Origin of the sequence: Salinisphaera sp. T5B8 (genome assembly GCF_040361255.1) — a bacterium.
GTDB lineage: Bacteria > Pseudomonadota > Gammaproteobacteria > Nevskiales > Salinisphaeraceae > Salinisphaera.
On record NZ_APNG01000002.1, the window covers coordinates 18,407 to 42,339 of the forward strand.

A 23,933-nucleotide genomic window follows, 5' to 3' on the forward strand; every position below is an offset into this window, starting at 1 on the left:
ATGCGACATCGCGCAACGAAGGGCTTCACCCTCATCGAGCTCATGATTACCGTAGCGATCGTCGGCATTCTTGCCGCGATCGCCTACCCGTCCTATCTCGATCAGGTTCGCCAATCACGCCGTGCCGATGCGCAGAGCGCGTTGTTACAGGCCGCCAACCGGCAGGAGCGTTACTTTACGACGCAGTACACCTATGCCGACACGCTCGACAAGTTGGGCATGCCCGCAGTCACGGAAAATGACGCCTATACGCTCAATGTTAGGGGCGACGCCAACGGCTTCGTGATCACCGCGACCGCGCAAAACGATCAGGTCAACGACGATTGCACGTCGCTGACGATCAACGAACGCGGCGAGAAGACGGCCAACGGCGAGGGCCCCAACACGGCGATCAGCCAGCGGTGCTGGTGAGTCCGGTGGCCAACGACAAACAACGACCGTCGCCGCTCGGCGTCGGCTGCCAGGTTTGAAGCAGGCATTGAGCCGCAGCGTCTTTTCGTTTTTTCAGCACCGGGGCAAATCGAAGTACGACACCGGCATTTGAGTCGCCCGTACCTCGCGGTCAGGTCGCCAAGCTCGGCATCGCTTATCGGTACTGCGATGCGACAGCACCTGCACGGCGCGCACGCATCAGCGGCGAGCGTCAATCCTCATACGCATTACCGGCACTGTCTCGCCGGTAACGCGGCCGACTAACGCCGGCGCGGGCGCAGCATGTCGATGCCCATCAGAATCGCGCCCAGCACGATGGCGCTATCGGCCACATTGAATGCCGGGTAATGCCAGCCGTGGATATGAAAATCGACGAAGTCGACGACATACCCACGCGCGGCGCGATCAATGGCATTGCCGAGGGCGCCGCCGAGAATCATTGCAAGCGAGGCCGCGACAAGCCGCTCGCCGTGGGGATGCCGACGCATCCAGATCAAAATACCGATCGCCACCACCACGCTCAGGGCGACGAAGAACCACGGCGTCGCCCCGGCGAAAATACTGAACGCCGCCCCCGTGTTGTGCATTAGCGTCAGGTTGAGCCAGCTGAACAGCGGGATTCGATCGAACAGGTCGAGATTGTTCACCACCAGCTGCTTGGTGATCTGGTCGATCGCGATGACCGCAGCCGATAGCCACAGCCAGTGCACGTTCTGCAATTGAAAGCCGCGCTCGTCCGGCGCGCTGGTCTTGTCGGTGGATAGCGTCATGGGGATTCAGGCTCTTGCAGATGGGCGCGCACGCTGGCGACGTCGCGGTGCATCTGGGCGGTCAAGGCATCGAGCGAATCGTAGCGCTCTTCAGCCCGTATGAACGCTTCGAAGCATACGTCAATCCGCTGGCCGTATAAATCACCCTCGAAATCGAGCACGAAGACTTCCAGCAACGGCTCGCGGCCATTCACGGTCGGCCTGACGCCAAAACTGGCCGCCCCGGCGCGGCGCACGCCGTCGGCCATATACACCCACACCGCATAAACGCCGTAGCGCGGCGCCGGCTTGCGAGCCAGACGAATATTCGCAGTGGGAAAACCGAGCGTGCGGCCCAGGCGCTTGCCAGCGACCACGCGTCCGCTCACCCAGTAGGCATGGCCAAGCAACCGCGTGGCCTGGCCCACCTCACCCGCGGCCAGCGCATCACGCACGCGGGTCGAGCTCACCCGCGCGCCGTCCACCTGTACGTCGGGCAGCGGCGCGATTTCGATATCGCGATCGTGGGCGAAGGCGCGCAGGGTTTCGATATCGCCGGCACGTTTCTGGCCGAATCGAAAATCCTCACCGACCAGCACATAATGCGCGTTCAAGCGCGCGGCGATCAGATCTTCGAGAAATGCATGCGGCGACAGGCTCGCAAAGGCCGCGTCGAAGCGCGCCCACACGAAGATATCGATGCCCAGAGCCTGGGCCATTCGCATCTTCTCGCGTGGCGAAGACAACCTTGCCGGCGCGCTGTCGGGCGCGAAGAACTCACGCGGCATCGGTTCGAAACTCATCATCACGCTCGGCAGATCCAGGCGGCGTGCATGCTCGCGCAGTTGGCGCACGATCGCCTGATGACCGAGATGCAGCCCATCGAAATTGCCGATCGTCACTGCACAGCCGCGCTCCAGCGCCGGCATGCGACGAACACAACGCACAATTCGCATACTCAAGCGCTCTCTCGCATGATGAACTCACGCGGACGCACACCCAGCACACCCAGCACGAGGAAGTACACAGCGATACCGGCGCCGATCCAGATAAGCAGCCACTCCACCCTTGCCAATGCGCCACGGCCGATCCAGACCGACAGATCGGCCGCGCCGAACCAGAGTACGCCCCCCATGGCCAGACAACCGGCGCTGACCTGCAGCATGAGTCGACGCCACGCCGCACTGGGGCGGTACACATCCGCCTTGCGCAAATAGCGATAAAGCAAGCCGGCATTGATGAATGCGCCCAACGACGTCGCAAGCGCCAGCCCGGCATGCGGGGCCGGCCAGTCCATGAGCGTGAACAGGCCCACGAACGACAGATTCATGATCATTGCGCCAATCAGCGAGATCACGCCACAACGTACCGGCGTTCGCGAATCCTCACGCGAAAAGAAACCGGTCACCAATACCTTGACCAAAGAAAACCCCATAAATCCCAACGCGTAGGCCATCAACGCATACTGGCTCATCAGCGCATCGTGGCCATCGAACGAGTGATAATTGAACAACGTGGTCACCAGCGGCCCGGCGAGCACGAACATACCCACCATGGCCGGCAAACCGACAACCAGCAACAAGCGCAAGGCCCAGTCCAGCGTATCGGAAAACGCGCCCGACGACTGGCTTGCGTGGCGGGCCGACAGGCTGGGCAGTATCACCGTCGCGATCGCGATCGAAAACACACCCAGCGGGAACTCCATCAACCGGTCGGCATAATACAGCCAGCTCACACTGCCCGAGGCCAGCAACGAAGCGATCACCGTATCCAGCAACAGGTTGAGCTGTGCGACCGACGAGCCGAACAGAATGGGCAGCATCAGCGACAGGATGCGTCGGACCTGCGGATCAGACCATCCCCAGCGCGGGCGCGGCAGGCGATCGATTTGCAGCAGAAACGGCAGCTGGAACGCCAGCTGCACAATACCGGCGATCAGCACGCCCACGGCCAGCGCCATTTCCGGGCGCGGAAAATGCGGCGCCAGGCCGATCGCTGCACCAATCAGGCAGACATTGAGCAATACCGGGGTAAACGCCGGCACGCTGAACCGCCCATAGGTATTGAGAATCCCGCCCGCCAGTGCGGTCAGCGAGATGAACAGCAAATAGGGAAAAGTCAGCCGCAACAGATCCACGGCCAGATCGAACTGCTGCGGCTGGTCGGCAAAGCCCGGCGCGAATACATAGATCAGCACGGGCGCGGCAATCACCCCGACCACCGTAATGCCGACCAGAATCACGCCCAGTGTACCGGCCACTACATCGATCAGATGCTGGACGTCGCGGCCCGTATCGCGGCTCTTGGTCGCCGAGAGCACCGGCACGAAGGACTGCGCGAATGCGCCTTCGGCGAACAGTCGGCGCATGAAATTCGGGATCTTGAAGGCGACCAGGAAGGCGTCCATACCCACGCCCGCGCCGAAGATGACCGCAAAGATCACATCGCGCAAAAACCCGAGTACGCGCGACAGCAGCGTCATCACGCCGACCGTACTGGTGGATCGCGCCAGCGACGAGGCCATGAATATATTTCCGTAAAAGCGCCAGAGTGCGGCGCACTATAGCGGGATTGCCGAATGCTTTGAAAGCGATCATGCGCAAGGCGCGCGTATTTCGAACGCGCACATCGCACCCAACGGCCGGTCGCCGATGTCCAACGCATCACGTCATGCTCTGCACAACCGAGCAGGCGTGTTGAAACGCTGACTACGTGCGCTTCGACCGGGCTGTCTTCTGCTTTAATTGCGCTTGTTCGTGTTCCTTTGCCGACAAGGGCCATCCTTTACTCTTGGCCGAGCGCATCTTCTCGCTGATCGCCAGATGTAACCGCGAACCCAGGAGTTGACAAATGCCGCGCAAATCACAATAATCGCGCGCCTGCCAACCTTACATTCAACGATTTCGAGGAGCCGCTCAGTGGCGAACTCTCCGCAAGCCCGCAAGCGCGCCGAACAGGCCGTGACCCGTCGTGAACGCAACATGGCGCAGCGCTCGCTCGTGCGCACCCATATCAAGAAGGTGCAGAAAGCCATCGCCGCCGGTAGTGAATCCGATGCGCGCGCTGCTTTCCAGGCCGCGGTCCCGATTATCGATCGCATGGCCGGCAAGGGGCAGATTCATCGCAACAAGGCCGCACGCCACAAGTCGCGCCTGAACGCGCAGATCAAGGCTCTGGCGAGCGCTTGATAACGGCCAGACGGGCCGCTTTCGGCCCTGACGAAAAAGCCCGCTACGTGCGGGCTTTTTTGTGGCTGAAAGAATAATGATGTCCGGGCTGCCCTGCGGCCTCGAAGCTTTGCGCTAGCCAGCCCGCGACAGCACCAGGTTGTTGCGGTGGATGAACTCCGGCTCCCCGCCGTAACCCAGCAGCGCTTCAATCTGATCGCTCGATTGCCCGGCAAGCTGGCGAACCTCGCGCGCATCGTAGTTGGCCAGCCCCTGCGCAATTTCCTCGCCCTCGGGGCCGATACAAGCAACCAGATCGCCCCGTCGGAAATTGCCGTCCACCGAGGTAATACCAATGGGCAGCAGGCTACGACCGGCGCTGCGCAGCACCTTCACCGCGCCGGCGTCGAGATGGACCGCACCCCGCACCTGGCGCTGACCGGCGATCCAGTTCTTACGCGCCGCACGGCGTGCACCCTGGCCCGGCGTAAGCAGCGTGCCGATCGACTCCCCGCCCATGATGCGCGCCAGCACGTCCGGCGCCAGACCATCGGCAATGACGGTCGCTGCCCCGGAATCGGCCGCCTGGCGGGCCGCCAGCACTTTCGTTCGCATCCCGCCACGGCCCAGCGCGCCGCCGGTACCGGCCGCGGCCGCCAGCAAAGCGCTGTCGTGGGCATCGCATTCGTCAATCCGGCGCGCATCCGGACGCTGGCGCGGGTCCGCGTCGTAAACCCCTGCCTGGTCGGTGAGAATGACCATCGCATCGGCATCGAGCAGATTGACTGTCAGCGCGGCCATGGTGTCGTTGTCGCCCACACGTATTTCATCGGTGGCGATGGCGTCGTTTTCGTTGACGATCGGCACCACGCCCAACCCAAGCAAGGTCATGAGCGTGCTGCGCGCATTGAGGTAACGGCGCCGATCGGAGACGTCCTCATGGGTAATCAGCACCTGTGCCGTGCGCAGCCCGTGCGATTCGAAACAGCGGGCATAGGCTTCCACCAAACCCGCCTGGCCAACCGACGCTGCCGCCTGCACCGCACTCAAACTCGACGGACGTTCGCTCCAGCCCAGCCGTACCAGGCCCTCGGCGACCGCCCCGGAGGAAACCAGTACCACCTGACAGCCGGATTTCTGCAGCGCCGCGATTTGTGCCGCCCAGCCGGCCAGACGTTCGCGATCGAGCCCGCGGCCATCGGCGGTGAGCAGCGCGCTGCCGATCTTGACCACCCAGCGCCGTGCGCTGGCCAGATCCTTACGCGTCGAAATCATCGCCTTCGTCGTCCGTCTCTCGCGTTGCCTGGTCTTGTGCGGGGTCGGCTTCGCGGCGCGCCTGTTCGGCCTCGAGATGATCCATCGCGTCGCCCAGCAATGTCCGCAAGGTATCGGGCTTGACCGCCGACACCGTGTACACAGGGCCCTGCCAGTCGAGCGTTTGCACGATGCGATCCCGAAGCGACGCGACTTCGTCGGCATCGAGTACTTCGGTCTTGTTGAGCACCAGCCAGCGCGGCCGCTCGGCCAGCTGCGGGCTAAACCGCGCCAGCTCGTCGGCGATCATGCGTACGTTATCGGCCACGTCGCCCTGCTCGAAGTCGAGCAGATCGACGACATGAAACAGCAGCCGTGTACGCTGGATGTGGCGCAGAAAACGATGACCCAGGCCCACGCCTTCCGCCGCCCCCTCGATCAGCCCTGGCAGATCCACGAGCGTAAAGCTGCGCAGCGCACCGACGCTGACCACGCCGACCTGCGGGTTCAGCGTCGTGAACGGATAATCGGCGATACGCGGGCGCGCGCCGGAAACCGCGGCCAGCAGCGTGGATTTGCCGGCATTGGGCATGCCGACCAGACCGACATCGGCCAGCAGCTTGAGCTCCAGGCGTAACTCGCGGATTTCGCCAGGCGTGCCATCGGTGGTCTTGCGCGGCGCCTGGTTGGTGCTGGACTTGAAACGCGCATTCCCCAGACCGTGGAAACCACCCTGGGCAACCAGCAGCGTATCGCCGTCGTGGGTCAGATCACCGATCAGCTCGCCGGTTTCGCGGGCGTAACACAGCGTGCCGACCGGCACCGGCAGATAGCGATCCTCGCCCTTGGAACCCGTTCGGTTCTTGCCCGCGCCGTTCCCGCCACGCTCGGCCTTGAACACCCGGCTCACCCGGTAGTCGTAAAGCGTATTGAGGTTGTGGTCGGCAACCATGTATACGCTGCCGCCATCGCCCCCGTCACCGCCGTCCGGCCCACCATGCGGCACGTATTTCTCGCGCCGAAAACTCAGACAGCCGTGCCCGCCATCACCTGCCTCAACGCGCAGATTGGCTTCATCGACGAATTTCATGCGGTTCTCTCTCGGCGCTGTGATGCGGTGGGCTGCGCCTCGCGCACGCCCGTGATCACCCTATTCTCGGACAAAAAAAAGCCCCGCGCTCGGCGAGGCCTTTTTCGCGGCATACGCGCGGTTCGTTACTCGACGGCTTCGATCGAGACGAACTTGCGGTTGCGCGGGCCCTTGACAGCGAAATTGACGATACCGTCAGTGCTGGCATAGAGCGTGTAATCACGACCGGTGCCCACGCCATCGCCGGCGTGGAAGGTGTTGCCGCGCTGACGCACGATGATGTTGCCGGCCTTGACCTTCTGGCCACCGAACTTCTTGACGCCGAGGCGTTTCGATTCGGAATCGCGACCGTTGCGGGTACTGCCGCCTGCCTTTTTATGTGCCATGAGTCCTTTCCTCTAACCTGTCTGGTGAGCCGAGCGCTACGCGTCGAACGGTCGCTCAGGCGCCCGGGATCGACGTAATCTTGAGCTGCGTGTAGTGCTGGCGATGGCCGAAGGTACGACGGTACTTCTTGCGGCGCTTGAACTTGATCACCTGGATCTTATCAGCGCGCGCATGCGTCATCACTTCGGCGGATACGGCCTTGCCGTCGAGCAACGGCGTGCCGATCTGGACGTTGTCGCCGTCGGAAATCAGGAGCACGTCGCTCAGATCGATGGTGCTGCCGGCTTCCACATCCAGCTTTTCGACGCGCAGAATATCGCCTTCTGCTACTCTGTACTGCTTACCGCCGGTGCGTATAACCGCGTGCATGACCACTCCACATCGCGTAAAAACAAGGGCTGTTGCCCGTTTGAAGAGCGCGAATGATACGTTCTCGAACCCCCGCGGTCAACGACTGGATACAACAGTCGCTGTTCTTGACAGCAAACGGGCACACGCCTAAGTTTGCGGCTGTTTTCTCAGCCCCTGCCCCATGAGTATCCAGCCGCTTCTCAAGCCGGTCGATGACGATATGCGCGCGGTCGATGCGCTGATCCGCGCACGCCTGAATTCGGACGTCATCCTCATCAACACCCTGGGCGAATACATTATTTCCAGCGGTGGCAAGCGTTTGCGACCCGCGCTGGTGCTACTGGCCGCGCGTGCGAGTGGCTATAGCGGCGAAAAACAGCACCTGCTCGCCGCGATCATCGAATTTATCCATACCGCGACGCTGTTGCACGACGACGTGGTCGACGAATCGACCATGCGCCGCGGTCAGCAGACCGCGAATACGGTCTGGGGTAACGACGCCAGCGTACTCACCGGCGATTTTCTGTATTCGCGCGCATTCCAGATGATGGTGGAGCTGGAAAGCTTCGACGTCATGCGCGTTCTCGCCGACGCGACCAACCGGATTGCCGAGGGTGAGGTCATGCAGCTGATGTATGCCCATAACCCGGATCTCGCCGAGGCGGACTACCTGGAAGTGGTGGATCGCAAGACCGCCAGCCTGTTCTCGGCCGGCTGTCGCCTGGCGGCCCAGCTGGGTGGCTGCGACGCGCAGCAGCAACAGGCCATGGCCGACTATGGCCGCCACCTGGGCGTGGCTTTTCAGGTCATTGATGACGCGCTCGACTACGGCCGCGGCGATGGCAACTACGGCAAGAACGTCGGCGACGATCTCGCCGAAGGCAAGGCCACCCTGCCCGTGATCCGCGCGTTAGCCTGCCTGGACGCCGATACGGCGGCTCCGATTCGGGCTGCTATTCGTGATGGCGACCTCAATGCCATGGATTCGATCATGAAAGCGATTGAATCCACTCAAGCGATGGCATACACTTGCCGCCGCGCTGAGGAGGAAGCCGCCAAGGCTATCGCCGCCCTCGACGCTTTCGAGGAGTCCGAAGCAAAGCGAGGGCTCATCGAGCTGGCCGAGTTCTCGGCCCAGCGACGACACTAAAATCGGAGTATAGCTCAGCTTGGTAGAGCGCCACCTTCGGGAGGTGGAGGTCGTAGGTTCAAATCCTGCTACTCCGACCATTGACTCGTCTTTCCCGACTTCTTCCTGATCGCCACGGGCGTATCGGCGACAAAAGCCGATAACACCCTTTGCCCGCGGGCGCGAAAGCCGGGCGCGACACGCCCGGGCTTTCGGCTATCTGGCTCGTCGCTTCAGGCGCCGGCCTGTTCCTCCATCATGTCGTCGTAGGTCTTGGCCAGTTCAGTCTTGTCGCGCTCGCTCAATACCTTGCCGGCGACCTGAAAGACTTCCTGTTCTTCTTCATCGAGGTGATGGGTCACCAGTTCCTGCAGCTGCTTGGCGTAGGTAAGCCAGGCCGGCGAGCTGTAATCGGTCTGCTCCAGCGTTTCCACCAGCTCGTCGATCTCATGATGCTCGGCCACGCTGTGGCGCGCTTTTTCCTGCGTCTGATCGTATTCCATCAGCGGCACATAAAAATGTCGCTCCTCGGCGGCCGCATGATGATGAAGCTCCGCCTTGAGCGCCGCGAACAGCCCCTCGCGCTTGTCGGTATCGCCGTGCGTGTCGGTGAGCGCGTCGAGTAGGCGGCGTTGCTTGTCGTGGCTTTCACGCAACGCTTCGAAGATATTTTTCACGTATTGTCCTTATGTCGTCTCGGTGGTCTTTAGTGCATTGATGGTACCGTGGCCGAAGACCGCATAAAATCCGGTCGGACACCGATGCGCAAGCCGCCCGCCATCGCACCTTCTCGCCGGTGCGGCTCGGGCGTAACCGGTGCCGAAATCATTTCGAGAACACCCTATGGCCACGAAGAAGAATACGCTCGCAACCCCGGCACTGGGCGGGCTGGCGCGGCAACTCGTCGAGGATCGGCTCATCGATGCCGACAAGGCGCGCGAGATCCAGAACGAAGCCCAACAGGAAGGCGAGTCCTTCGTGGCACGCGTGGTCAGCCGTGGCGTGCTGTCCGCGGCGGTACTGGCCAAGGCCGCCTGCGAAGAATTTTCCATGCCGCTACTGGATTTGCGTGCGGTCGATATCGACCAGATGCCGATCAAGAAGGTGCCGGAAAACCTGATCCGCAAGCACGAAGTCCTGCCGCTCTATGAGCGCGGCCGCGACCTGATGGTAGCGGTCGCCGATCCGACCAATCTGCAGGCGCTGGATGAATTCAAGTTCAGCACGGGCCTGAATATCGAGCCGATCCTGGTCGAACAGGACAAGCTCGCCAAGGCGATCGAAAACGCCTTCAGTGCGATCGACAGCGCCATGGCGGGCCTCGACGACGTCTCGCTGGATGGTCTGAGTTTCGATGATGCCGCCGACAGCAACGAAGCCGCCTCCGATGCCAGTCGTGTCGATTCCGACGACGCGCCGGTGGTGCGCTTCGTCAACAAGGTCATGCTCGATGCCATTCACAAGGGCGCGTCGGATATTCATTTCGAGCCCTATGAAAAAAGCTATCGCGTGCGCCTGCGCCAGGACGGCGTACTGCGCGAGGTGGCCGCGCCTCCGGCCGGACTGGGCATGCGCCTTTCGGCACGCCTGAAGGTCATGGCCCGCCTGGATCTGGCCGAACGGCGTGTACCGCAGGACGGACGGATCAAACTCAACCTGTCGAAGAACCGATCGATCGACTTTCGTGTGTCGACCTGCCCCACCCTGCACGGCGAAAAGATCGTGCTGCGTATCCTCGACCCGACCAGCGCCCAGCTGGGCATCGAGGCCCTGGGGTACGAAGCCGATCAGCGCGCGCTGTTCGAAGAGACGATCCACCGGCCTTACGGCATGGTCCTGGTCACGGGGCCCACGGGTAGCGGTAAAACCGTGTCGCTGTATACAGCGCTGAACATGCTCAACACCGCCGACCGCAATATCTCGACCGCCGAGGACCCGGCCGAAATCAACCTGCCCGGCATCAATCAGGTCAATGTGCATCCCAAGGTCGGACTCACCTTCGCCAGTTGCCTGCGCGCGTTCCTGCGCCAGGATCCGGACGTGATCATGGTGGGTGAGATTCGTGATCTGGAGACCGCCGAGATCGCGATCAAGGCCGCCCAGACCGGCCATATGGTGCTGTCCACGCTGCATACCAACGATGCGCCGCAAACGCTTACGCGCCTCGTGAACATGGGTGTGCCGGCGTACAACATCGCGGCTTCGGTATCGCTGATCATTGCCCAGCGTCTGGCACGCCGACTGTGCAACCACTGCAAGGTCGAAGCCCAGATTCCGCGCGAAGAACTCATTGCCGAGGGCTTTCGCGAAGACGAGGTCGACGAACTGCGTCTTTTCGAGGCCAACCCGGAGGGTTGCGACAACTGCACCAACGGCTACAAGGGCCGGGTCGGCATCTATCAGGTGATGCCGGTCACTGACGAGATCGGCCAGATCATCATGGAAGGCGGCAACGCCGGCGATATCGAACGCCAGGCCGAACGCGACGGTGTGATCGATCTGCGCGAAGCCGGACTCCAGAAAATGCGGACCGGCGTACTCAGCCTGGCCGAAGTCAACCGCGTAACCGTCGACTAGCGTCAGTAATTCGGCCAGATGCCGGGCGTCACCAGCTCCAGCAGATGGGCGTCCGGATCGCGAAAATAAATGCTGATCGCGCCCTGCGGCCAATGCGTTCGCCCTTCGATGACAATATCGTTGGCCTGTAGATGCCGTTCCCAGTCGGCGAGCGCCTCGGCCTCGATTGCAAAGGCGATATGCTGGCGCCCTGTGCCGTCGTGGGGCGGGATCGTGCCCCGGCCCTCCGGCAATTCGACGGTTTCGCGGGTTTCGCCTTCGGCGAAGATCAACAACATGTTCCAGGCCAGCGCGTAGGCGGTAAACCGATGATCGGCCGTATGCGCCTGCAATCCCATGACCGACTCGAAGAAGTCGCGGGCCGCGTTCATATCGCGCGTGTAGAGCACGGTTTCTACAACGCCCTTGAGTTGCGGCATCGGGGGCTCCTTTGGGGCAGGCCGTGTCGTTCGTGGCGGCCGCTTAGTCGTCGTAGCCGCGATCGCGGGTATCGGTTTCCACCACGACGGCGTTTTCGAGGGTTACCTCGCGCAGCAGTCGGCTACTACCGAAATTGAATATCCAGCGTTCGCGATAAACCGGTACCACGCCGCGGGCCCGGCGATAGTCGTACACGCCATCGTCGTTACGCGCGCTATATACATAGGCGCCACTTTTCTGTACTGGCTGACCACAGGCCACGAGTAGCCGGTACTTGCTCATGCCGCGCACGATATCGCTCGGCCGACAGCCCGAGCCGTTGCCCGACACGCTGAACCCGTAACCGTCTTCGCGAATACGCTCGAGCTCGCCATCGCGAAAACGCAGAATCTGAAGCAGACGCCGCGGACCGCGATTGTAGGTCCACTCTTCCATATCGGGCACCGCCCCATAGGCGATGCTCGTGCCGCCGATCCAGGGATCGACGAAATCGGGCTCGCCGCAGTTCGCACGAACCACGGCCGCCGGATCACCCGTTTGAACCAGTGAGCCACCACAGCGCAGGTTGTCGGCGTGGGCCGGCGCGCTCAACAGGCACGCGAGCCCGACCAACGCAGCCACGGCCATGCCATAGCGACCCGTGTTCGATTTTGTCATTAGCCCGGGCCTCGCACGTGGTAACGCCTGCCTTGATAATTGAGTGTGGCGCCGGTGGCATCGATACTCTCCACCGCCGGCCCCTGCGCAAGGCGCTCGCCTTCATGGTAGCGCTGTCCGCGCACGAGGATGAAACTGCGCCCGGGTACCGAGCTGTAGAGATGGCCGTTGATGGCAACGTCCGGCGCGCCCGGCGGGGGGCTGTCGGCGACCGGCGCGCCGCGCTCCTCGTCGGCGACAAAGCCGGCGTCGTCATCCAGCGGCGTGGCCGAATAGGTCACTTTGCCACCCGCACGCGGGCGTGCATCCACCGGCGCATCGGGCAGCGACTCGACGGGCGTGTCGTTATCGCTATTGCGGCGTGACGGCGGCAACGTGGGGCTTGCGGCCGTGTCGGTCGCGCTCGATTGCACAGCGCTACCCGCAGCGCCGACCACGGGCGCTGCGGCTTCGGGCTCTGGCTCGCTGGCGGGCGTCGCATCCTTTGTGGCTGAGGAGTCATCAGAACGTACAGCCGTGCGCTGAGGACGTTCGGCGGTCGCGGGCGACGTTACGCTTTCATCGGCGGTATCGCCTTGTACCGCGGGCTGCGACTGCTGTTCTGTGGCCGGCGATGCCACCAGCCCGGCAGAAACCGAGGCGGGCAGGAATAGATAGACCAGCAAGGCCGCGTTACACAGTACGAGCACGCCCACCAGCCAGCGCAGCGCGCGGCCGGCGCTCCCCTCGGCGGGGCCGCCACCAGCTACCGATCGCATATCGGCACGCTGATTTTCGTGGCGTTCGCGCTCGGCTTTTTTCAGTGCATCGACGAGATACGACACGCCCTACTCCTGTTCCACCGGTTTCAAGGCCGGGGACCCCGGCGACGGCACCGCGCCATTGAGCATCATCTGCGTGCGCGGGCCGGCCATGCCGTCCGCCTCGAGACCGTTGGCGGCCTGGAAATCGCGCAGACGGCGCTCGAGCGCATCGTCATAGACTGGCGACGCCGGGCCCAGGCGCGTTTCCGGGTTCTTGCCGTCAATGCGATCGAGACGCTTGCGTAACCACACCACCGCCGATCCAACCGCGCCCGGCTGGATCAGGCCCACGCCCGAATCCGCGCGCCAGACCACTTCGAACTCTCCATTCCAGATACGCAGCAACGCCATGCGCGAAATACGGCGCGTACCGTTTTCGCCCACCAGCGTTGCGTCGTCGTCTTCGAGCGAGCTCAGCAACACCTTGTGGGTACGGCCGTCGTGACGAATGGTCAGCAGCGCCGGGCGATTGTAGCGTTCGATCATGGAGAAGCTGCCCCGGTCGGCCAGACAACGCAGATCGCCGATCCTCAGATTCTCGCAACCGCTGCGCACCTGGGCGCCGAACACGCCCCACAGGCGTAGCAACTGGGTGATGGTGGCATCGCCGGCGGGCACGCCCTTGAGCGCGGCGGTGTTGTCGGCGCTAAGTTCGCCGCCGCTGTCGCTACTGATGCTGGTCGCTTCGGCTTCACCGGGCGTCGACACCTTATCGGCCGTCGGCGGGCTGGACGCATCCTGGGTGTCGTCACTCGCGACCTGCGTGCCGTCGTTCTTATCCGCGGGCGAATCGTCGGCCGCCGCCCCGCTGCCGTCTTCCGGGCTATAACTGTCGCCGCCCTCGCCGCGCGCGCTGGCGGCGGGCTCGCCCGGCACGCCCGTTGTGCCATCGGGCTGCGCTGACGACTCGTGCGTATCGACCGCGACCGCCGGTGCGGAAGCCCCCGAGGATTTCACCCAGTCCGCTGCGCGACTGAGTTCGATACCGGGATACCAGGCCAGCGCGCCCACCACCGCGAGTGCTGCCAGGCTGAGCGCGGGCACCGCCACCCGTAGCCAGCGCGCGCGGCGTTCGCGCGGCAGGGTTTCGGCGGCGGCACGCAGCACCATGGGCGCGCCGATACGCGCACGCGAATGGGCATAGCCGCCCATGAGCGCGCGCTCGCAGACCATGTTGATCAGGCGCGGAATCCCCCCGGTCACCCGCCGCACCGCAAACAGCGCCGGTCCGGTAAACAGATGCGGCGGCCCGCCCGCCAGACGCAGTCGATGCTGGACGTAGGCCCGCGTTTCACCATAGCCCAGCGGCTTGAGCTTGAAGCGCGCGGTGATGCGCTGCGAGAGCTGGCGCAGGTCGTGCCGGGCAAGCAGCTGTTCGAGCTCGGGCTGGCCCACCAGGATGATGCGCAGCAGCTTGTGCTTGTGGGTTTCCAGATTGGTCAGCAGCCGCAGTTGTTCGAGCACGCCGCGGCTCAAGTTCTGGGCCTCGTCGATCACCAGCACGGTCCGCCGGTTGCGCGCGTGGGTTTCCAGCAAATGCCGGTTCAAACGATCGACCAGGTCCTTGAGCGAGGTATCGCGGCGGGCATCGTAGCTCGCGCCCAGTTCGTCGCAGATGGTGGCCACGAACTCGCGCACCTCCAGATGCGGGTTCCAGCACAGCGCGATATCCAGATCAGGCATGTCGTTGTCGACCAGCGCACGAATGAGCGTGGTCTTGCCCGTGCCCACTTCGCCAATCAACGCCACGAAGCCGCTGTGTTCGCCGGCGCCGTAGAGCAGATGGCCTAACGCCTCGCGGTGGCTGGCGCTCAGATACAGAAACGCCGGGTCGGGCGTGACCGAAAAGGGATAATCGTCAAAGCCGTAATAGCGCAGATACATGCGAACAAACAAGCGAGGCGGCAACCCGCCAAGTCTAACCCGCACCCGCAGCCGCGCAAACTCGTATGGTCAAGGTGAAAATCTTTCTGTGCGCAAGCGCGAAACGTTTGTGCTGGGTTAGACTTGCCGGATGGCCGTAGAACTCTCACGCGACGCGCAGCGCTGGCTCGCCCGACTGCCGGAAATCGTCAACATTGTGCTCGTGATTCTGATCGCGCTGTCGTTGGCGCGATTGTTCTGGCTGGCGTGGCCGGCCGGCGACAACGAACTGACCCCGGCAACCACCGCACAGCAGTCCGCAAAAGACGAAAGCGGCGCGGTGGATGTGGATACCATTGCCAGCGCGCATCTGTTCGGCGAACAAACGGTCAAGGATCGCGCCGCTGAACAACGCGAGATCATCAACGCGCCGGAAACCCGGCTCAATCTCGTGTTGACCGGCATCGTCTCCGAGGCCAACGGGGATCGTTCGCGCGCGCTGATCAAGAGCGGGCGCAACGATCAGGACAGCTATGCCGTGGGTGACGATGTCAGCAACGGCGTGAAACTGCATGCCATTTATGCCAATCGCGTCATCCTCGACCGTAGCGGCCGCTACGAAACACTCACGCTGGAAAGTGTGAAACAGGCCCGTAATCTGGCAGGCGTAAAACGCACCCAGGCCGTGTCCAGCGATCTGGCCCAGGACCTGGGTGAAGTCCGTAAACAGATCCTGGCCAATCCGGCAAATGCCCAGCGATACATTCGCTTGCAGCCGGAGCGACAAAACGGCAACCTCGTTGGCTACCGGATATATCCGGGGGCCGACCGAGGGCTTTTTGAAAAGGCCGGCCTTAAATCGGGGGAACTGGTCACCGCTGTCAACGGGCAGCCGCTCGACAACCCGGCCGCGTCGCTCAAGCTGTTGAGCAATCTGGCCTCGGCGAGCAGCGCGTCGGTGACGCTCGAACGCGATGGCCAGCAACGTACCGTCACGGTGAATTTTTAGATGACAGCCATGCTATTGCGTCGGTTCTGCCTGTTCGCACTGCTCGCCCTCGCCGCGGGCCCGGCCGCTATGGCGCAATCGACCGGCAATGCAGCCACGGCCGGCGATGCGTTCACGCTCAACCTCAAGAACGCCGATATCACCACGCTGATCGCGACCGTCAGCGAGGTCACGGGCCGCAATTTCGTGGTCGACCCGCGGGTAAAAGGCGATGTCACCGTACTCTCCACCGAGGCGATGACGCCCGACGAGCTCTACGAGACGTTTTTGTCGGTGCTCGAAGTCCACGGCTTCGCGGCCGTGCCCTCGGGCGAAGTCACCAAGATCATTCCCCAGATCAATGCCAAGCAGGATGGCGGGTTCGGGCGCGGCGGCAGCACTCGCGAAGACATCGTCACGCGGGTGATTTCGGTAGCCAACGTACCGGCCGATCAACTGGTGCCGATCCTGCGCCCGCTGGTGCCCCAATATGGCCACCTGGCGGCCTACTCGGCATCCAACACCCTGATCATCTCCGATCGCGAGGCCAACGCCCAGCGTATCGCCGAGATCGTCAACAAGATCGACCGCAACGGTCTGCAGGACGTCGAAAACATCCGGCTGCAATACGCCAGCGCCTCGGAAGTCGCGCGGGTGATCGACCAGCTCAAGTCCGGCGCGGGCAATAATTCTGCCGCCGCGAACTTCAGTGTGATTCCGGACGAGCGGACCAACAGCGTGATCATCAGCGGCGGTCGCAAGGAACGGCTGCGCCTGCGCGCGATCATCGCCGATCTGGATACCGCCACGGAACAGACCGGCGGCACCCAGGTCGTCTATCTCGACTATGCCGATGCCGAATCGCTGGCCCCGGTCTTGCAGAACTTCGCCAGCGGCCGGGGCGCAAGCACCAGCAGCGCTTCCTCTTCGGCCGGCGGCGCTGCCGGCGGCAATGCCAGCGGGCTACGTGCCAGTACAAGCGGCGGCGCGGGCGCGAACGGCGTGACCGTGATAGCGGAACCGGCCGCCAACGCGCTGGTCGTCACCGCGCCGGCCGATACCATGCGCGAGATCAAGCAGGTGATCGACCAGCTCGATATCCGCCGCGGTCAGGTGCTCGTCGAGGCCATCATCGCCGAAGTCACCCTGTCGCGTTCGCGCCAGTTGGGTGTGAACGTGGCCGTGTTCGACGATGGCGGTCCGGCCGCCGCCAGTATTCTCGATTCGCAAACGCTCCAAGCTGTGCCGTCGCTGGCGCTGGACGGCACGCCGCTGGATCTGGTCCAGCAGGGCCTGAATCTGGGCCTGGGCAAGATCAATGACGGCGGGACCAGCTTTGCTGTGCTGGTCAATGCGCTGTCCGGCAATACCAATACCAACGTGCTGTCCACACCGTCGTTGATTACGCGTGACAACGAGGAGGCCGAGATCAAGGTCGGCCAGGAAGTGCCGTTCGTGACCGGCAACTACACCAGCAGTACGACGGGCGGTGGTACGGGCAACGGGCTAACTAACCCGTTTCAGACCATCGAACGCAAGGACGTGGGCCTCACACTGGGGTTTACCCCGCAGATCAGTGCCGGCGATACCATCCAGCTGACCATCGATCAGGAAGTCTCGAGCATTGCACAGGGCTCGAGCCAGACCGGCGCGGTCGATCTGATCACCAACAACCGGACACTCACGACCTCCGTGGAGGTCGAGAACGGCCAGATCCTGGTGCTCGGCGGGCTGATCGACGATCAGGTGACCGAAACCGAGCAGAAAGTGCCGGTGCTGGGTGATATCCCCATTCTCGGCGCGCTGTTCACCAACCGCAGCGTGCAGAAAAACAAGCGCAATCTGCTCAACTTCATCCGGCCGACCATTCTGCGCGGCGGTGGCGAGGCGGATTACTACACGCGCAAGAAATACAACTACATTCGCTCGCTGCAGGAACAACAGGCCAAGACCAGTATCCCGCTGATGGCCGAAGAACAGCGTCCCCAGTTGCCCGCGATCGAGTCCTATGACGACCGCGACTCGTTTTCCGAAGACTCGGGCGTGAGCGGCAATGACAGCGTGCCGCGCGACTCGGCGCCCGATACGCGCAGCGGTAAACGCCGCGGCGATGATTTCTAGCCGTACACGGCAGGAGCGAACATGAGCGACAGCCTGGAAACGCTCAGCCTGGAACCTCTCGTCGAACACAACCCGCCGCCCGCTACTTCGAGCGCGGGCGGCGGAATCGACCGCCTGCCGTTCGCGTTCGCCAAACGCCACGGCGTCATGCTCGGGCCCGAGCGCGATGGCGCGATTCATGTCACCGTGCGCACGCCGGTCAACCAGACCGCGCTGTCGGAAGTACGTCGCTATTGTCGCCGTCCGTTGACCATCGAGCGCGTCGATGCCGGCTCCTTCGATGCCCTGCTGCAGAACGACTACGAAGGCAAGGCCAACGAGTCGATGCAGATCGTCGAGGGCATGGACGAGGATATGGATCTGTCGGACGCGGCGCGCGCGCTTTCTGAGCCCGCCGATCTGCTCGAGTCTTCCGACGACGCACCGATCATCCGCCTCATCAATGCCCTGCTGACCGAAGCGATCAAGGAAAACGCCTCGGATATCCATATCGAGCCATTCGAGGCCCGGCTGACCGTACGTTTTCGCGTGGATGGCGTGCTGCGCGAGGTGCTCAACCCGCCGCGCCAACTCGCACCGCGGCTGATTTCGCGCGTGAAGGTCATGGCCAAGCTCGATATCGCCGAAAAACGCGTGCCTCAGGACGGGCGTATTTCGGTGCGCATCGCGGGCCGCCCGGTCGACGTGCGTGTGTCCACGATTCCTTCAGGCAATGGCGAGCGCGTGGTGATGCGCCTGCTCGACAAGCAGGCCGGGCGGCTGGACCTGCCCCAGCTAGGCATGCCGGCGGATACGCTCACCGCGATCGACGAACTGATTCACAAGCCGCACGGCATCATGCTCGTCACCGGCCCGACCGGTTCGGGCAAGACCACCACGCTCTATGCCGGGCTTACCCGCATCAACGACCGCACCCGCAACATCATGACCGTGGAAGACCCGATCGAGTATTACCTCGACGGCATCGGCCAGACCCAGGTCAATTCCAAGGTGGACATGAGCTTCGCGCGCGGGCTGCGCGCGATCCTGCGCCAGGACCCGGACGTGGTGATGATCGGCGAAATCCGCGACCTGGAAACCGCGGAAATCGCAGTCCAGGCCTCGCTGACCGGACATCTGGTGCTCTCGACCCTGCATACCAACACCGCCGTGGGTGCGATCGCGCGCCTGCGCGATATGGGCGTGGAGCCGTTTCTGCTATCGTCGAGCCTGATCGGCATCATGGCGCAGCGGCTGGTCCGTACCCTGTGCAAGCACTGCCGCACGCCCTACGAAGCCAACCGGCGCGAATGCGAACTGCTGGGCGTAGACCCGGCGACCCCGCCCACGCTCTACAAGCCCGCAGGCTGCGAGGCCTGCAACCAGTCCGGTTTTCGCGGCCGGACCGGCGTCTACGAGCTGGTGGTCGTCGATGACGAGATGCGCAATCTCATCCACGAACAGGCCTCGGAACAGAAACTCGAGAAACACGCGCGCCTGACCACGCCGAGCATACGCGCGGATGGCGTGGCCAATGTGCTGGCAGGCAACACCACGCTCGAGGAAGTACTGCGCGTTACGCGTGAAGGCTGATGGGCGCCTACGAATACACTGCACTCGACGCCCGCGGGCGGGAAAAGAAAGGCATCCTCGAGGGCGATGCCGCACGCGCGATTCGTGCCCAGCTGCGCGAACAGGGCCTGACACCGCTGGAAGTCAGCGAGGTCTCCGACCGCAAGAGCGGTGGCAGCCGCAACATATCCTTTCGGCGCGGTATCAGCGTCACCGAGCTGTCGTTGTTCACCCGCCAGCTGGCCACCCTCACCCATGCCGGTCTGCCCATGGAGGAAGCCCTCAAGGCCGTGGCTGAGCAGACCGACAGCGACAAGGTACGCAAGATCATCGTCGGCGTGCGTTCGCAGGTGGTGGAAGGCCATACCCTGGCCGACGCGCTGGGCGAGTTCCCCAACAGCTTCGACGAGTTATATCGTGCGACCACCGCAGCGGGCGAGCAGTCCGGGCGTATCGACGAGGTGCTCAACGGCCTGGCCGACTACGTGGAAGATCAGCAGTCGATGCGCCAGAAGGTCATGGCCGCGCTGATCTACCCGGCGTTTCTGTCGATCGTGGCGATCGCCATCGTCATCGCCCTGCTGACCACGGTCGTGCCCGATCTGGTCCAGGTCTTCGACAGCGTGGGTGCAGATCTGCCCGCCCTGACCACGGGCCTGATCTCGGTCAGCGATTTTCTGCGGGTGTGGGGCTGGTTGCTGGCGCTGATACTCATCGCGCTGATTACCGCCTTTGTCTACGGCATGCGCCGGCCGGCGTTCAAACGCGCCGTGCAGGCGCGTATTCTGCAGCTACCGTTGATCGGGCGTTTCGTGCGCGGCGTGAATACCGCGCGCTTCACACGCACGCTATCGATTCTCACCCGTAGCGGCGTGCCCGCGCTCGATGCCATGACCATCGGCGCCGACGTTGTAACCAATCTACCCATGCGCGACGCGATCAAACGCGCCTCCACGCGTGTGCGCGAGGGCGATGCCATTCATCGTGCGCTCGGGCGCGAACGCCTATTCCCGCCGATTACCCTGCACATGATCGCCAACGGCGAGATTTCGGGCGAGCTGGACATGATGCTCGGGCGTGCGGCCGAACATCAGGAACGCGAAGTCGAAACATTACGGCAAGGTGTCATGGGCATACTCGGCCCGGCCGTGATTCTGCTCATGGGCGGGCTGGTACTGATCATCGTGCTCGCCATCCTGCAGCCGGTGTTCAATCTCAATCAGCTGGTCAAATAAGCCAGCATCTCGTTCGCGCCGGCTCGGTCGGCACGCGCGTACACTCAGTCAGCCAATACAAACGATCGTCATCGAGGAGTAAAACGACATGACACGACAAGGCCTTCGCGCTGCACCGCCGCGCGCCCAGGGCGGTTTCACGCTTATCGAAATCATGGTCGTGGTGGTCATCCTCGGCATTCTCGCCGCGCTGGTCGTGCCGCAGATCATCTCGCGCCCCGACGAGGCCCGCGTGGCCAAGGCGCGCCAGGATATTCGTGCCGTGGAATCGGCACTCAAGCTCTACCGGTTGGACAACTTCCAGTATCCGACCACCGAACAGGGTCTGGCCGCGCTCGTGGACAAGCCCACGACCCAGCCCGAGCCACGCAACTGGAAATCCGGCGGCTATCTGGATCGTATCCCCACCGACCCGTGGGGTAATGTCTATCACTATCGCAACCCCGGCGAGCACGGCGAGATCGACGTCTACACGCTCGGGCGCGATGGCCGACCAGGCGGCGACGAATCCGACGCCGATATCGGCAACTGGGCGCTGGACAACTAGCGCGCGGCTGATTCGCAGGTGCCGGCACGGGGTCAACAGCGCGGTTTCACGCTGATCGAGGTACTCGTCGTTGCCCTGATCATCGGCGTGGTACTGGCGTTCGTATCGCTGTCGATCAACCCCACCGGCCCGGCCGACCGTCTCGATACCGAAGCCCAACGCCTGAACGCGCTGCTTGAAGCAGCCGCCGACGACGCCATCCTCTACGGACGCGAACTCGGGCTTGATATCACCCGTGGCGGCTATCGCTTTCTGCGCCTGGGCGACGACGGCTGGCAGCCGCTTAACGCGCCCGACACGCCGCTGCGCGCGCGCGAGCTTGGCGATGGGATCGTGCTCGTACTCATCGACCGCGGCGACGACACCCCGCGGCTCGTCGCCGCCGATGACGATGAAGAAGAAGAAGAGGATCTCGTTCGTCCGGAAGCGGTACTGCTGTCGAGCGGCGAATTCATCCCCTTCGAACTCGAGCTGTATGCGCCGGACGTGAACTATCGTTACCGGCTGACCGGCGCCGCGGCCGGCACGCTCGAAATGCAGCGTATCGACGGCCCACGATGAAAACGCAAGCCGGTTTCACCCTGGTGGAAGTGCTGGTCGCCACCGCGATCATCGCCCTTGCCCTGGGCGCCTTCATTTCCGGCGGCGCGCGCTATGCCGACTATGCCCGCTATATCCACGACCGCACGCTGGCCCAGGGCGTCGCGCGCAACCAGCTGGTGCAATACCAGATCGCGGAACAATGGCCGGGCACGGGCACTGAAGACGGCGATACGGATATGGGCGACACGGCCTGGCACTGGGAGGCCGAAATCCAGGAATCGCCCGATCCGGATGTTCGCCGGATCGATATCCGCGTGTTTCGTATCGACCCCAACAGCGGCGAACCCGAAGACAATTCCGTGGCCCTGCTCAGCGGCTTCGTCACCCAGCACATCGCCCTGCAAAATGCCCCCGCAAGCGGCGACAGCGCGCAGGCCGATGAAGACACCGCGAGCGACTACGGCTCGAAGTTCTGATGCGTACGGCCCGAGCTCAAAACGGTTTCACCCTGATCGAACTGCTGATCGCGATCGCCGTATTCGTGGTCATGGCCGCGATGGCCTATGGCGGTTTGTCGTCGGTGATCTCGACCCGCGAGACGGTGAGTGCAGCGCTCGATCGCAGCAAGACACTGCAGATGTCCATCTGGCGCATGCGGGGCGATATCGAACAGATCGTCAATCGCCCGATTCGCGATAGCTTCGGCGACAGCCAGCCGGCGCTGTTCGGCAGCCCGGATATCGGCCTGCAGTTCACCCGCAACGGCTGGCGCAATCCCCTGGGCGATATTCGCAGCAATCTCCAACGTGTGGCCTATCGTATCGACGAAGACGATAACCTCGTACGCGCGCACTGGCGCGTGCTCGATCGGGCCCAGGACAGCGCACCGGTGGAATCGGTTCTGTTCGAGAACGTCTCCAACGTGGAATGGCGTTTTCTCGATAGTAATCGCGAATGGCAGGACCGATGGCCCGCGGACACGTCGATCGGCGCATCGTTGTCCGGTGCCCCGACCCAGGCCGGCGCCGGCAACTACGAACCGCCCCTTGCCATCGAACTGCGCCTGACCACGCCCACCTGGGGCGATCTGCGGTTTTTGTTCATGATCCCCGGGGCCGAACGATGACCCGCGTCGGCGCAATCCGACAGCGCGGTGTAGCATTGCTGACCGCCATGCTGATCGTGACACTGGTCGCCATCATCGGTGCCGGCATGCTCTCGCAGATGAATCTCGCCCTGCACCGCAGCGGCAATATCTGGCAGTCGGAGCAGGCCTGGTGGTACGCCGTCGGCATCGAGAACTGGCTGGGCAAACTGCTGCGCCAGGACGCCGAACACAGCGATATCGACAGCCTCGACGAGGCCTGGGCCAAGCCAGTCGACTACCTTCCGCTCGATGGCGGCGCGCTCCAGGGCCGGTTGGTCGACCTGCAGGGGCGTTTCAATCTCAACAATCTTGGCTCCGGCGATGCCGAGGCGACCCAAAAGCAATTCGAACGTCTGATCGAGCTCGTGGCCGATACCGACCAGATCACCGCGCGCACGATCGCGGCCTCGACCCGTGACTGGATCGATGCCGATATCAACCCGACCCTGCCGGATGGCGCCGAAGACGACTATTACCTTGGTCTTTCGCCCGCGTATCGTACCGGCAACACGCCGATGGCGAGCGCCAGCGAGCTGCGCCTGATCAAGGGCGTAACGCCCGCCATCTATAGCGCGCTCGCCCCCTATATCTGTGCACTGCCGGAGGCGACGGCGATTAACGTCAATACCGCCGCGGCGCCGATACTGGCCACGATTGCGCCGGAGCTGCCGCCGGATACGGGCGAAGCCCTGGTCAAGGCCCGGGCCGACGAACCGTGGAAATCCGTCGAAGCATTTCTTCAGGAACCCGCCCTGGCCGGCCGGGATATCGAGGGCAACGAACTGGCCGTGACCACCCACTATTTCCTGGCCACCGGCCAGATCAGTGTTGACCGTGCCCAGGTACAGTTTTTCAGTGTACTCGAACGCGGCGATAACGGCGCCGTACGCACACTACGCCATAGCACCAATGTGGATTGACA

25 protein-coding genes and 1 tRNA gene are annotated in these 23,933 nt (G+C 63.2%); 14 read left to right on the forward strand and 12 right to left on the reverse strand.

Features of this window, described 5'->3' with window-relative positions:
* A complete protein-coding gene (locus tag T5B8_RS01820; RefSeq protein ID WP_353175716.1) occupies positions 1–411 on the forward strand; it encodes a type IV pilin protein in 411 nt (136 codons plus the stop codon).
* A 281-nt stretch (positions 412–692) separates the two neighbouring features.
* Here the strand turns inward: T5B8_RS01820 and lspA are convergent, their stop codons facing one another.
* Genes lspA through murJ form a run of 3 tightly spaced genes read right to left on the reverse strand, consistent with a single transcriptional unit; the run spans position 693 to position 3,705 of the window.
* Positions 693–1,202 (reverse strand): signal peptidase II, encoded by a 510-nt coding sequence (lspA, locus tag T5B8_RS01825; protein WP_353175718.1) that lies wholly within the window; start codon positions 1,200–1,202, stop codon positions 693–695.
* On the reverse strand, positions 1,199–2,137 hold the full coding sequence (locus tag T5B8_RS01830) for a bifunctional riboflavin kinase/FAD synthetase (protein WP_353176185.1): 939 nt from the start codon (positions 2,135–2,137) through the stop codon (positions 1,199–1,201). The genes lspA and T5B8_RS01830 overlap by 4 nt, the downstream gene beginning before the upstream one ends.
* Before the next feature lie 2 nt (positions 2,138–2,139).
* Positions 2,140–3,705, reverse strand: coding sequence for a murein biosynthesis integral membrane protein MurJ (gene murJ / locus T5B8_RS01835; RefSeq protein WP_353175720.1), 1,566 nt, complete (start codon positions 3,703–3,705; stop codon positions 2,140–2,142).
* Between the two features lie 394 nt (positions 3,706–4,099).
* Between murJ and rpsT the strand changes: the two genes are divergently transcribed.
* Entirely contained in the window at positions 4,100–4,369 is a 270-nt protein-coding gene (gene rpsT / locus T5B8_RS01840) for a 30S ribosomal protein S20 (RefSeq protein ID WP_353175722.1), read from the forward strand.
* 114 nt (positions 4,370–4,483) lie between these two features.
* Here the strand turns inward: rpsT and proB are convergent, their stop codons facing one another.
* The 4 genes from proB to rplU form a co-directional block, all read right to left on the reverse strand.
* On the reverse strand, positions 4,484–5,623 hold the full coding sequence (gene proB / locus T5B8_RS01845; RefSeq protein WP_353175724.1) for a glutamate 5-kinase: 1,140 nt from the start codon (positions 5,621–5,623) through the stop codon (positions 4,484–4,486).
* Positions 5,607–6,692: an Obg family GTPase CgtA gene (gene cgtA, locus T5B8_RS01850; RefSeq protein ID WP_353175726.1), complete on the reverse strand. Its 1,086-nt coding sequence runs from the start codon at positions 6,690–6,692 to the stop codon at positions 5,607–5,609. The genes proB and cgtA overlap by 17 nt, the downstream gene beginning before the upstream one ends.
* Positions 6,693–6,817: 125 nt before the next feature.
* Positions 6,818–7,078 (reverse strand): 50S ribosomal protein L27, encoded by a 261-nt coding sequence (gene rpmA / locus T5B8_RS01855; protein WP_353175727.1) that lies wholly within the window; start codon positions 7,076–7,078, stop codon positions 6,818–6,820.
* A 55-nt stretch (positions 7,079–7,133) separates the two neighbouring features.
* The gene (gene rplU / locus T5B8_RS01860; RefSeq protein WP_353175729.1) at positions 7,134–7,448 is read right to left on the reverse strand and encodes a 50S ribosomal protein L21; all 315 of its coding nucleotides are present in this window, start codon (positions 7,446–7,448) and stop codon (positions 7,134–7,136) included.
* Between the two features lie 163 nt (positions 7,449–7,611).
* Here rplU and T5B8_RS01865 point away from each other — a divergent pair, with 163 nt between their 5' ends.
* Complete coding sequence (locus T5B8_RS01865; RefSeq protein ID WP_353175731.1) at positions 7,612–8,580, forward strand: polyprenyl synthetase family protein; 969 nt, start codon at positions 7,612–7,614, stop codon at positions 8,578–8,580.
* A gap of 3 nt (positions 8,581–8,583) precedes the next feature.
* Positions 8,584–8,660: transfer RNA gene (locus T5B8_RS01870), tRNA-Pro, on the forward strand.
* A gap of 132 nt (positions 8,661–8,792) precedes the next feature.
* Here T5B8_RS01870 and T5B8_RS01875 read toward each other — a convergent pair.
* Positions 8,793–9,236: a hemerythrin domain-containing protein gene (locus T5B8_RS01875; protein WP_353175733.1), complete on the reverse strand. Its 444-nt coding sequence runs from the start codon at positions 9,234–9,236 to the stop codon at positions 8,793–8,795.
* 166 nt (positions 9,237–9,402) lie between these two features.
* Between T5B8_RS01875 and pilB the strand changes: the two genes are divergently transcribed.
* Positions 9,403–11,136, forward strand: a complete 1,734-nt coding sequence (gene pilB, locus T5B8_RS01880) for a type IV-A pilus assembly ATPase PilB (protein ID WP_353175735.1) — start codon at positions 9,403–9,405, stop codon at positions 11,134–11,136.
* A 2-nt stretch (positions 11,137–11,138) separates the two neighbouring features.
* Here pilB and T5B8_RS01885 read toward each other — a convergent pair whose 3' ends face one another.
* Genes T5B8_RS01885 through T5B8_RS01900 form a run of 4 tightly spaced genes read right to left on the reverse strand, consistent with a single transcriptional unit; the run spans position 11,139 to position 14,900 of the window.
* Complete coding sequence (locus tag T5B8_RS01885; protein WP_353175737.1) at positions 11,139–11,555, reverse strand: VOC family protein; 417 nt, start codon at positions 11,553–11,555, stop codon at positions 11,139–11,141.
* 43 nt (positions 11,556–11,598) lie between these two features.
* Entirely contained in the window at positions 11,599–12,213 is a 615-nt protein-coding gene (locus T5B8_RS01890) for a DUF2845 domain-containing protein (protein ID WP_353175739.1), read from the reverse strand.
* Complete coding sequence (locus T5B8_RS01895; protein WP_353175741.1) at positions 12,213–13,037, reverse strand: general secretion pathway protein GspB; 825 nt, start codon at positions 13,035–13,037, stop codon at positions 12,213–12,215. Before T5B8_RS01895 ends, T5B8_RS01890 begins: the two co-directional genes overlap by 1 nt.
* A 3-nt stretch (positions 13,038–13,040) precedes the next feature.
* A complete protein-coding gene (locus T5B8_RS01900; RefSeq protein WP_353175744.1) occupies positions 13,041–14,900 on the reverse strand; it encodes an AAA family ATPase in 1,860 nt (619 codons plus the stop codon).
* Between the two features lie 130 nt (positions 14,901–15,030).
* On the opposite strand from T5B8_RS01900, the gene gspC reads away from it, so the two are divergent.
* From gspC to gspK, 9 genes are all read left to right on the forward strand, one after another.
* Positions 15,031–15,888, forward strand: a complete 858-nt coding sequence (gene gspC / locus T5B8_RS01905) for a type II secretion system protein GspC (protein ID WP_353175746.1) — start codon at positions 15,031–15,033, stop codon at positions 15,886–15,888.
* Positions 15,889–17,988, forward strand: a complete 2,100-nt coding sequence (gspD, locus tag T5B8_RS01910) for a type II secretion system secretin GspD (RefSeq protein WP_353175748.1) — start codon at positions 15,889–15,891, stop codon at positions 17,986–17,988.
* 21 nt (positions 17,989–18,009) lie between these two features.
* On the forward strand, positions 18,010–19,560 hold the full coding sequence (gene gspE / locus T5B8_RS01915) for a type II secretion system ATPase GspE (RefSeq protein ID WP_353175750.1): 1,551 nt from the start codon (positions 18,010–18,012) through the stop codon (positions 19,558–19,560).
* The gene (gspF, locus tag T5B8_RS01920) at positions 19,560–20,774 is read left to right on the forward strand and encodes a type II secretion system inner membrane protein GspF (protein ID WP_353175752.1); all 1,215 of its coding nucleotides are present in this window, start codon (positions 19,560–19,562) and stop codon (positions 20,772–20,774) included. Before gspE ends, gspF begins: the two co-directional genes overlap by 1 nt.
* A gap of 88 nt (positions 20,775–20,862) precedes the next feature.
* Positions 20,863–21,321 (forward strand): type II secretion system major pseudopilin GspG, encoded by a 459-nt coding sequence (gene gspG / locus T5B8_RS01925; RefSeq protein ID WP_353175754.1) that lies wholly within the window; start codon positions 20,863–20,865, stop codon positions 21,319–21,321.
* Between the two features lie 18 nt (positions 21,322–21,339).
* Entirely contained in the window at positions 21,340–21,882 is a 543-nt protein-coding gene (gspH, locus tag T5B8_RS01930) for a type II secretion system minor pseudopilin GspH (protein ID WP_353175756.1), read from the forward strand.
* Complete coding sequence (gene gspI / locus T5B8_RS01935) at positions 21,879–22,340, forward strand: type II secretion system minor pseudopilin GspI (protein ID WP_353175758.1); 462 nt, start codon at positions 21,879–21,881, stop codon at positions 22,338–22,340. Before gspH ends, gspI begins: the two co-directional genes overlap by 4 nt.
* Positions 22,340–22,990 (forward strand): type II secretion system minor pseudopilin GspJ, encoded by a 651-nt coding sequence (gene gspJ / locus T5B8_RS01940; protein ID WP_353175760.1) that lies wholly within the window; start codon positions 22,340–22,342, stop codon positions 22,988–22,990. Before gspI ends, gspJ begins: the two co-directional genes overlap by 1 nt.
* Positions 22,987–23,931: a type II secretion system minor pseudopilin GspK gene (gspK, locus tag T5B8_RS01945; RefSeq protein WP_353175762.1), complete on the forward strand. Its 945-nt coding sequence runs from the start codon at positions 22,987–22,989 to the stop codon at positions 23,929–23,931. The genes gspJ and gspK overlap by 4 nt, the downstream gene beginning before the upstream one ends.
* Positions 23,932–23,933 lie beyond the last annotated feature (2 nt).

What these genes read in the sequence shown, in the direction of transcription:
- T5B8_RS01820 (WP_353175716.1), top strand. Translation starts at nt 1, where the DNA reads ATGCGACATCGCGCAACGAAGGGCTTCACCCTCATCGAGCTCATGATT.
- lspA (WP_353175718.1), bottom strand. Translation starts at nt 1,202, where the DNA reads ATGACGCTATCCACCGACAAGACCAGCGCGCCGGACGAGCGCGGCTTT.
- T5B8_RS01830 (WP_353176185.1), bottom strand. Translation starts at nt 2,137, where the DNA reads ATGCGAATTGTGCGTTGTGTTCGTCGCATGCCGGCGCTGGAGCGCGGC.
- murJ (WP_353175720.1), bottom strand. Translation starts at nt 3,705, where the DNA reads ATGGCCTCGTCGCTGGCGCGATCCACCAGTACGGTCGGCGTGATGACG.
- proB (WP_353175724.1), bottom strand. Translation starts at nt 5,623, where the DNA reads ATGATTTCGACGCGTAAGGATCTGGCCAGCGCACGGCGCTGGGTGGTC.
- cgtA (WP_353175726.1), bottom strand. Translation starts at nt 6,692, where the DNA reads ATGAAATTCGTCGATGAAGCCAATCTGCGCGTTGAGGCAGGTGATGGC.
- rpmA (WP_353175727.1), bottom strand. Translation starts at nt 7,078, where the DNA reads ATGGCACATAAAAAGGCAGGCGGCAGTACCCGCAACGGTCGCGATTCC.
- rplU (WP_353175729.1), bottom strand. Translation starts at nt 7,448, where the DNA reads ATGCACGCGGTTATACGCACCGGCGGTAAGCAGTACAGAGTAGCAGAA.
- T5B8_RS01865 (WP_353175731.1), top strand. Translation starts at nt 7,612, where the DNA reads ATGAGTATCCAGCCGCTTCTCAAGCCGGTCGATGACGATATGCGCGCG.
- pilB (WP_353175735.1), top strand. Translation starts at nt 9,403, where the DNA reads ATGGCCACGAAGAAGAATACGCTCGCAACCCCGGCACTGGGCGGGCTG.
- T5B8_RS01885 (WP_353175737.1), bottom strand. Translation starts at nt 11,555, where the DNA reads ATGCCGCAACTCAAGGGCGTTGTAGAAACCGTGCTCTACACGCGCGAT.
- T5B8_RS01890 (WP_353175739.1), bottom strand. Translation starts at nt 12,213, where the DNA reads ATGACAAAATCGAACACGGGTCGCTATGGCATGGCCGTGGCTGCGTTG.
- T5B8_RS01900 (WP_353175744.1), bottom strand. Translation starts at nt 14,900, where the DNA reads ATGTATCTGCGCTATTACGGCTTTGACGATTATCCCTTTTCGGTCACG.
- gspC (WP_353175746.1), top strand. Translation starts at nt 15,031, where the DNA reads ATGGCCGTAGAACTCTCACGCGACGCGCAGCGCTGGCTCGCCCGACTG.
- gspD (WP_353175748.1), top strand. Translation starts at nt 15,889, where the DNA reads ATGACAGCCATGCTATTGCGTCGGTTCTGCCTGTTCGCACTGCTCGCC.
- gspE (WP_353175750.1), top strand. Translation starts at nt 18,010, where the DNA reads ATGAGCGACAGCCTGGAAACGCTCAGCCTGGAACCTCTCGTCGAACAC.
- gspF (WP_353175752.1), top strand. Translation starts at nt 19,560, where the DNA reads ATGGGCGCCTACGAATACACTGCACTCGACGCCCGCGGGCGGGAAAAG.
- gspG (WP_353175754.1), top strand. Translation starts at nt 20,863, where the DNA reads ATGACACGACAAGGCCTTCGCGCTGCACCGCCGCGCGCCCAGGGCGGT.
- gspI (WP_353175758.1), top strand. Translation starts at nt 21,879, where the DNA reads ATGAAAACGCAAGCCGGTTTCACCCTGGTGGAAGTGCTGGTCGCCACC.
- gspJ (WP_353175760.1), top strand. Translation starts at nt 22,340, where the DNA reads ATGCGTACGGCCCGAGCTCAAAACGGTTTCACCCTGATCGAACTGCTG.
- gspK (WP_353175762.1), top strand. Translation starts at nt 22,987, where the DNA reads ATGACCCGCGTCGGCGCAATCCGACAGCGCGGTGTAGCATTGCTGACC.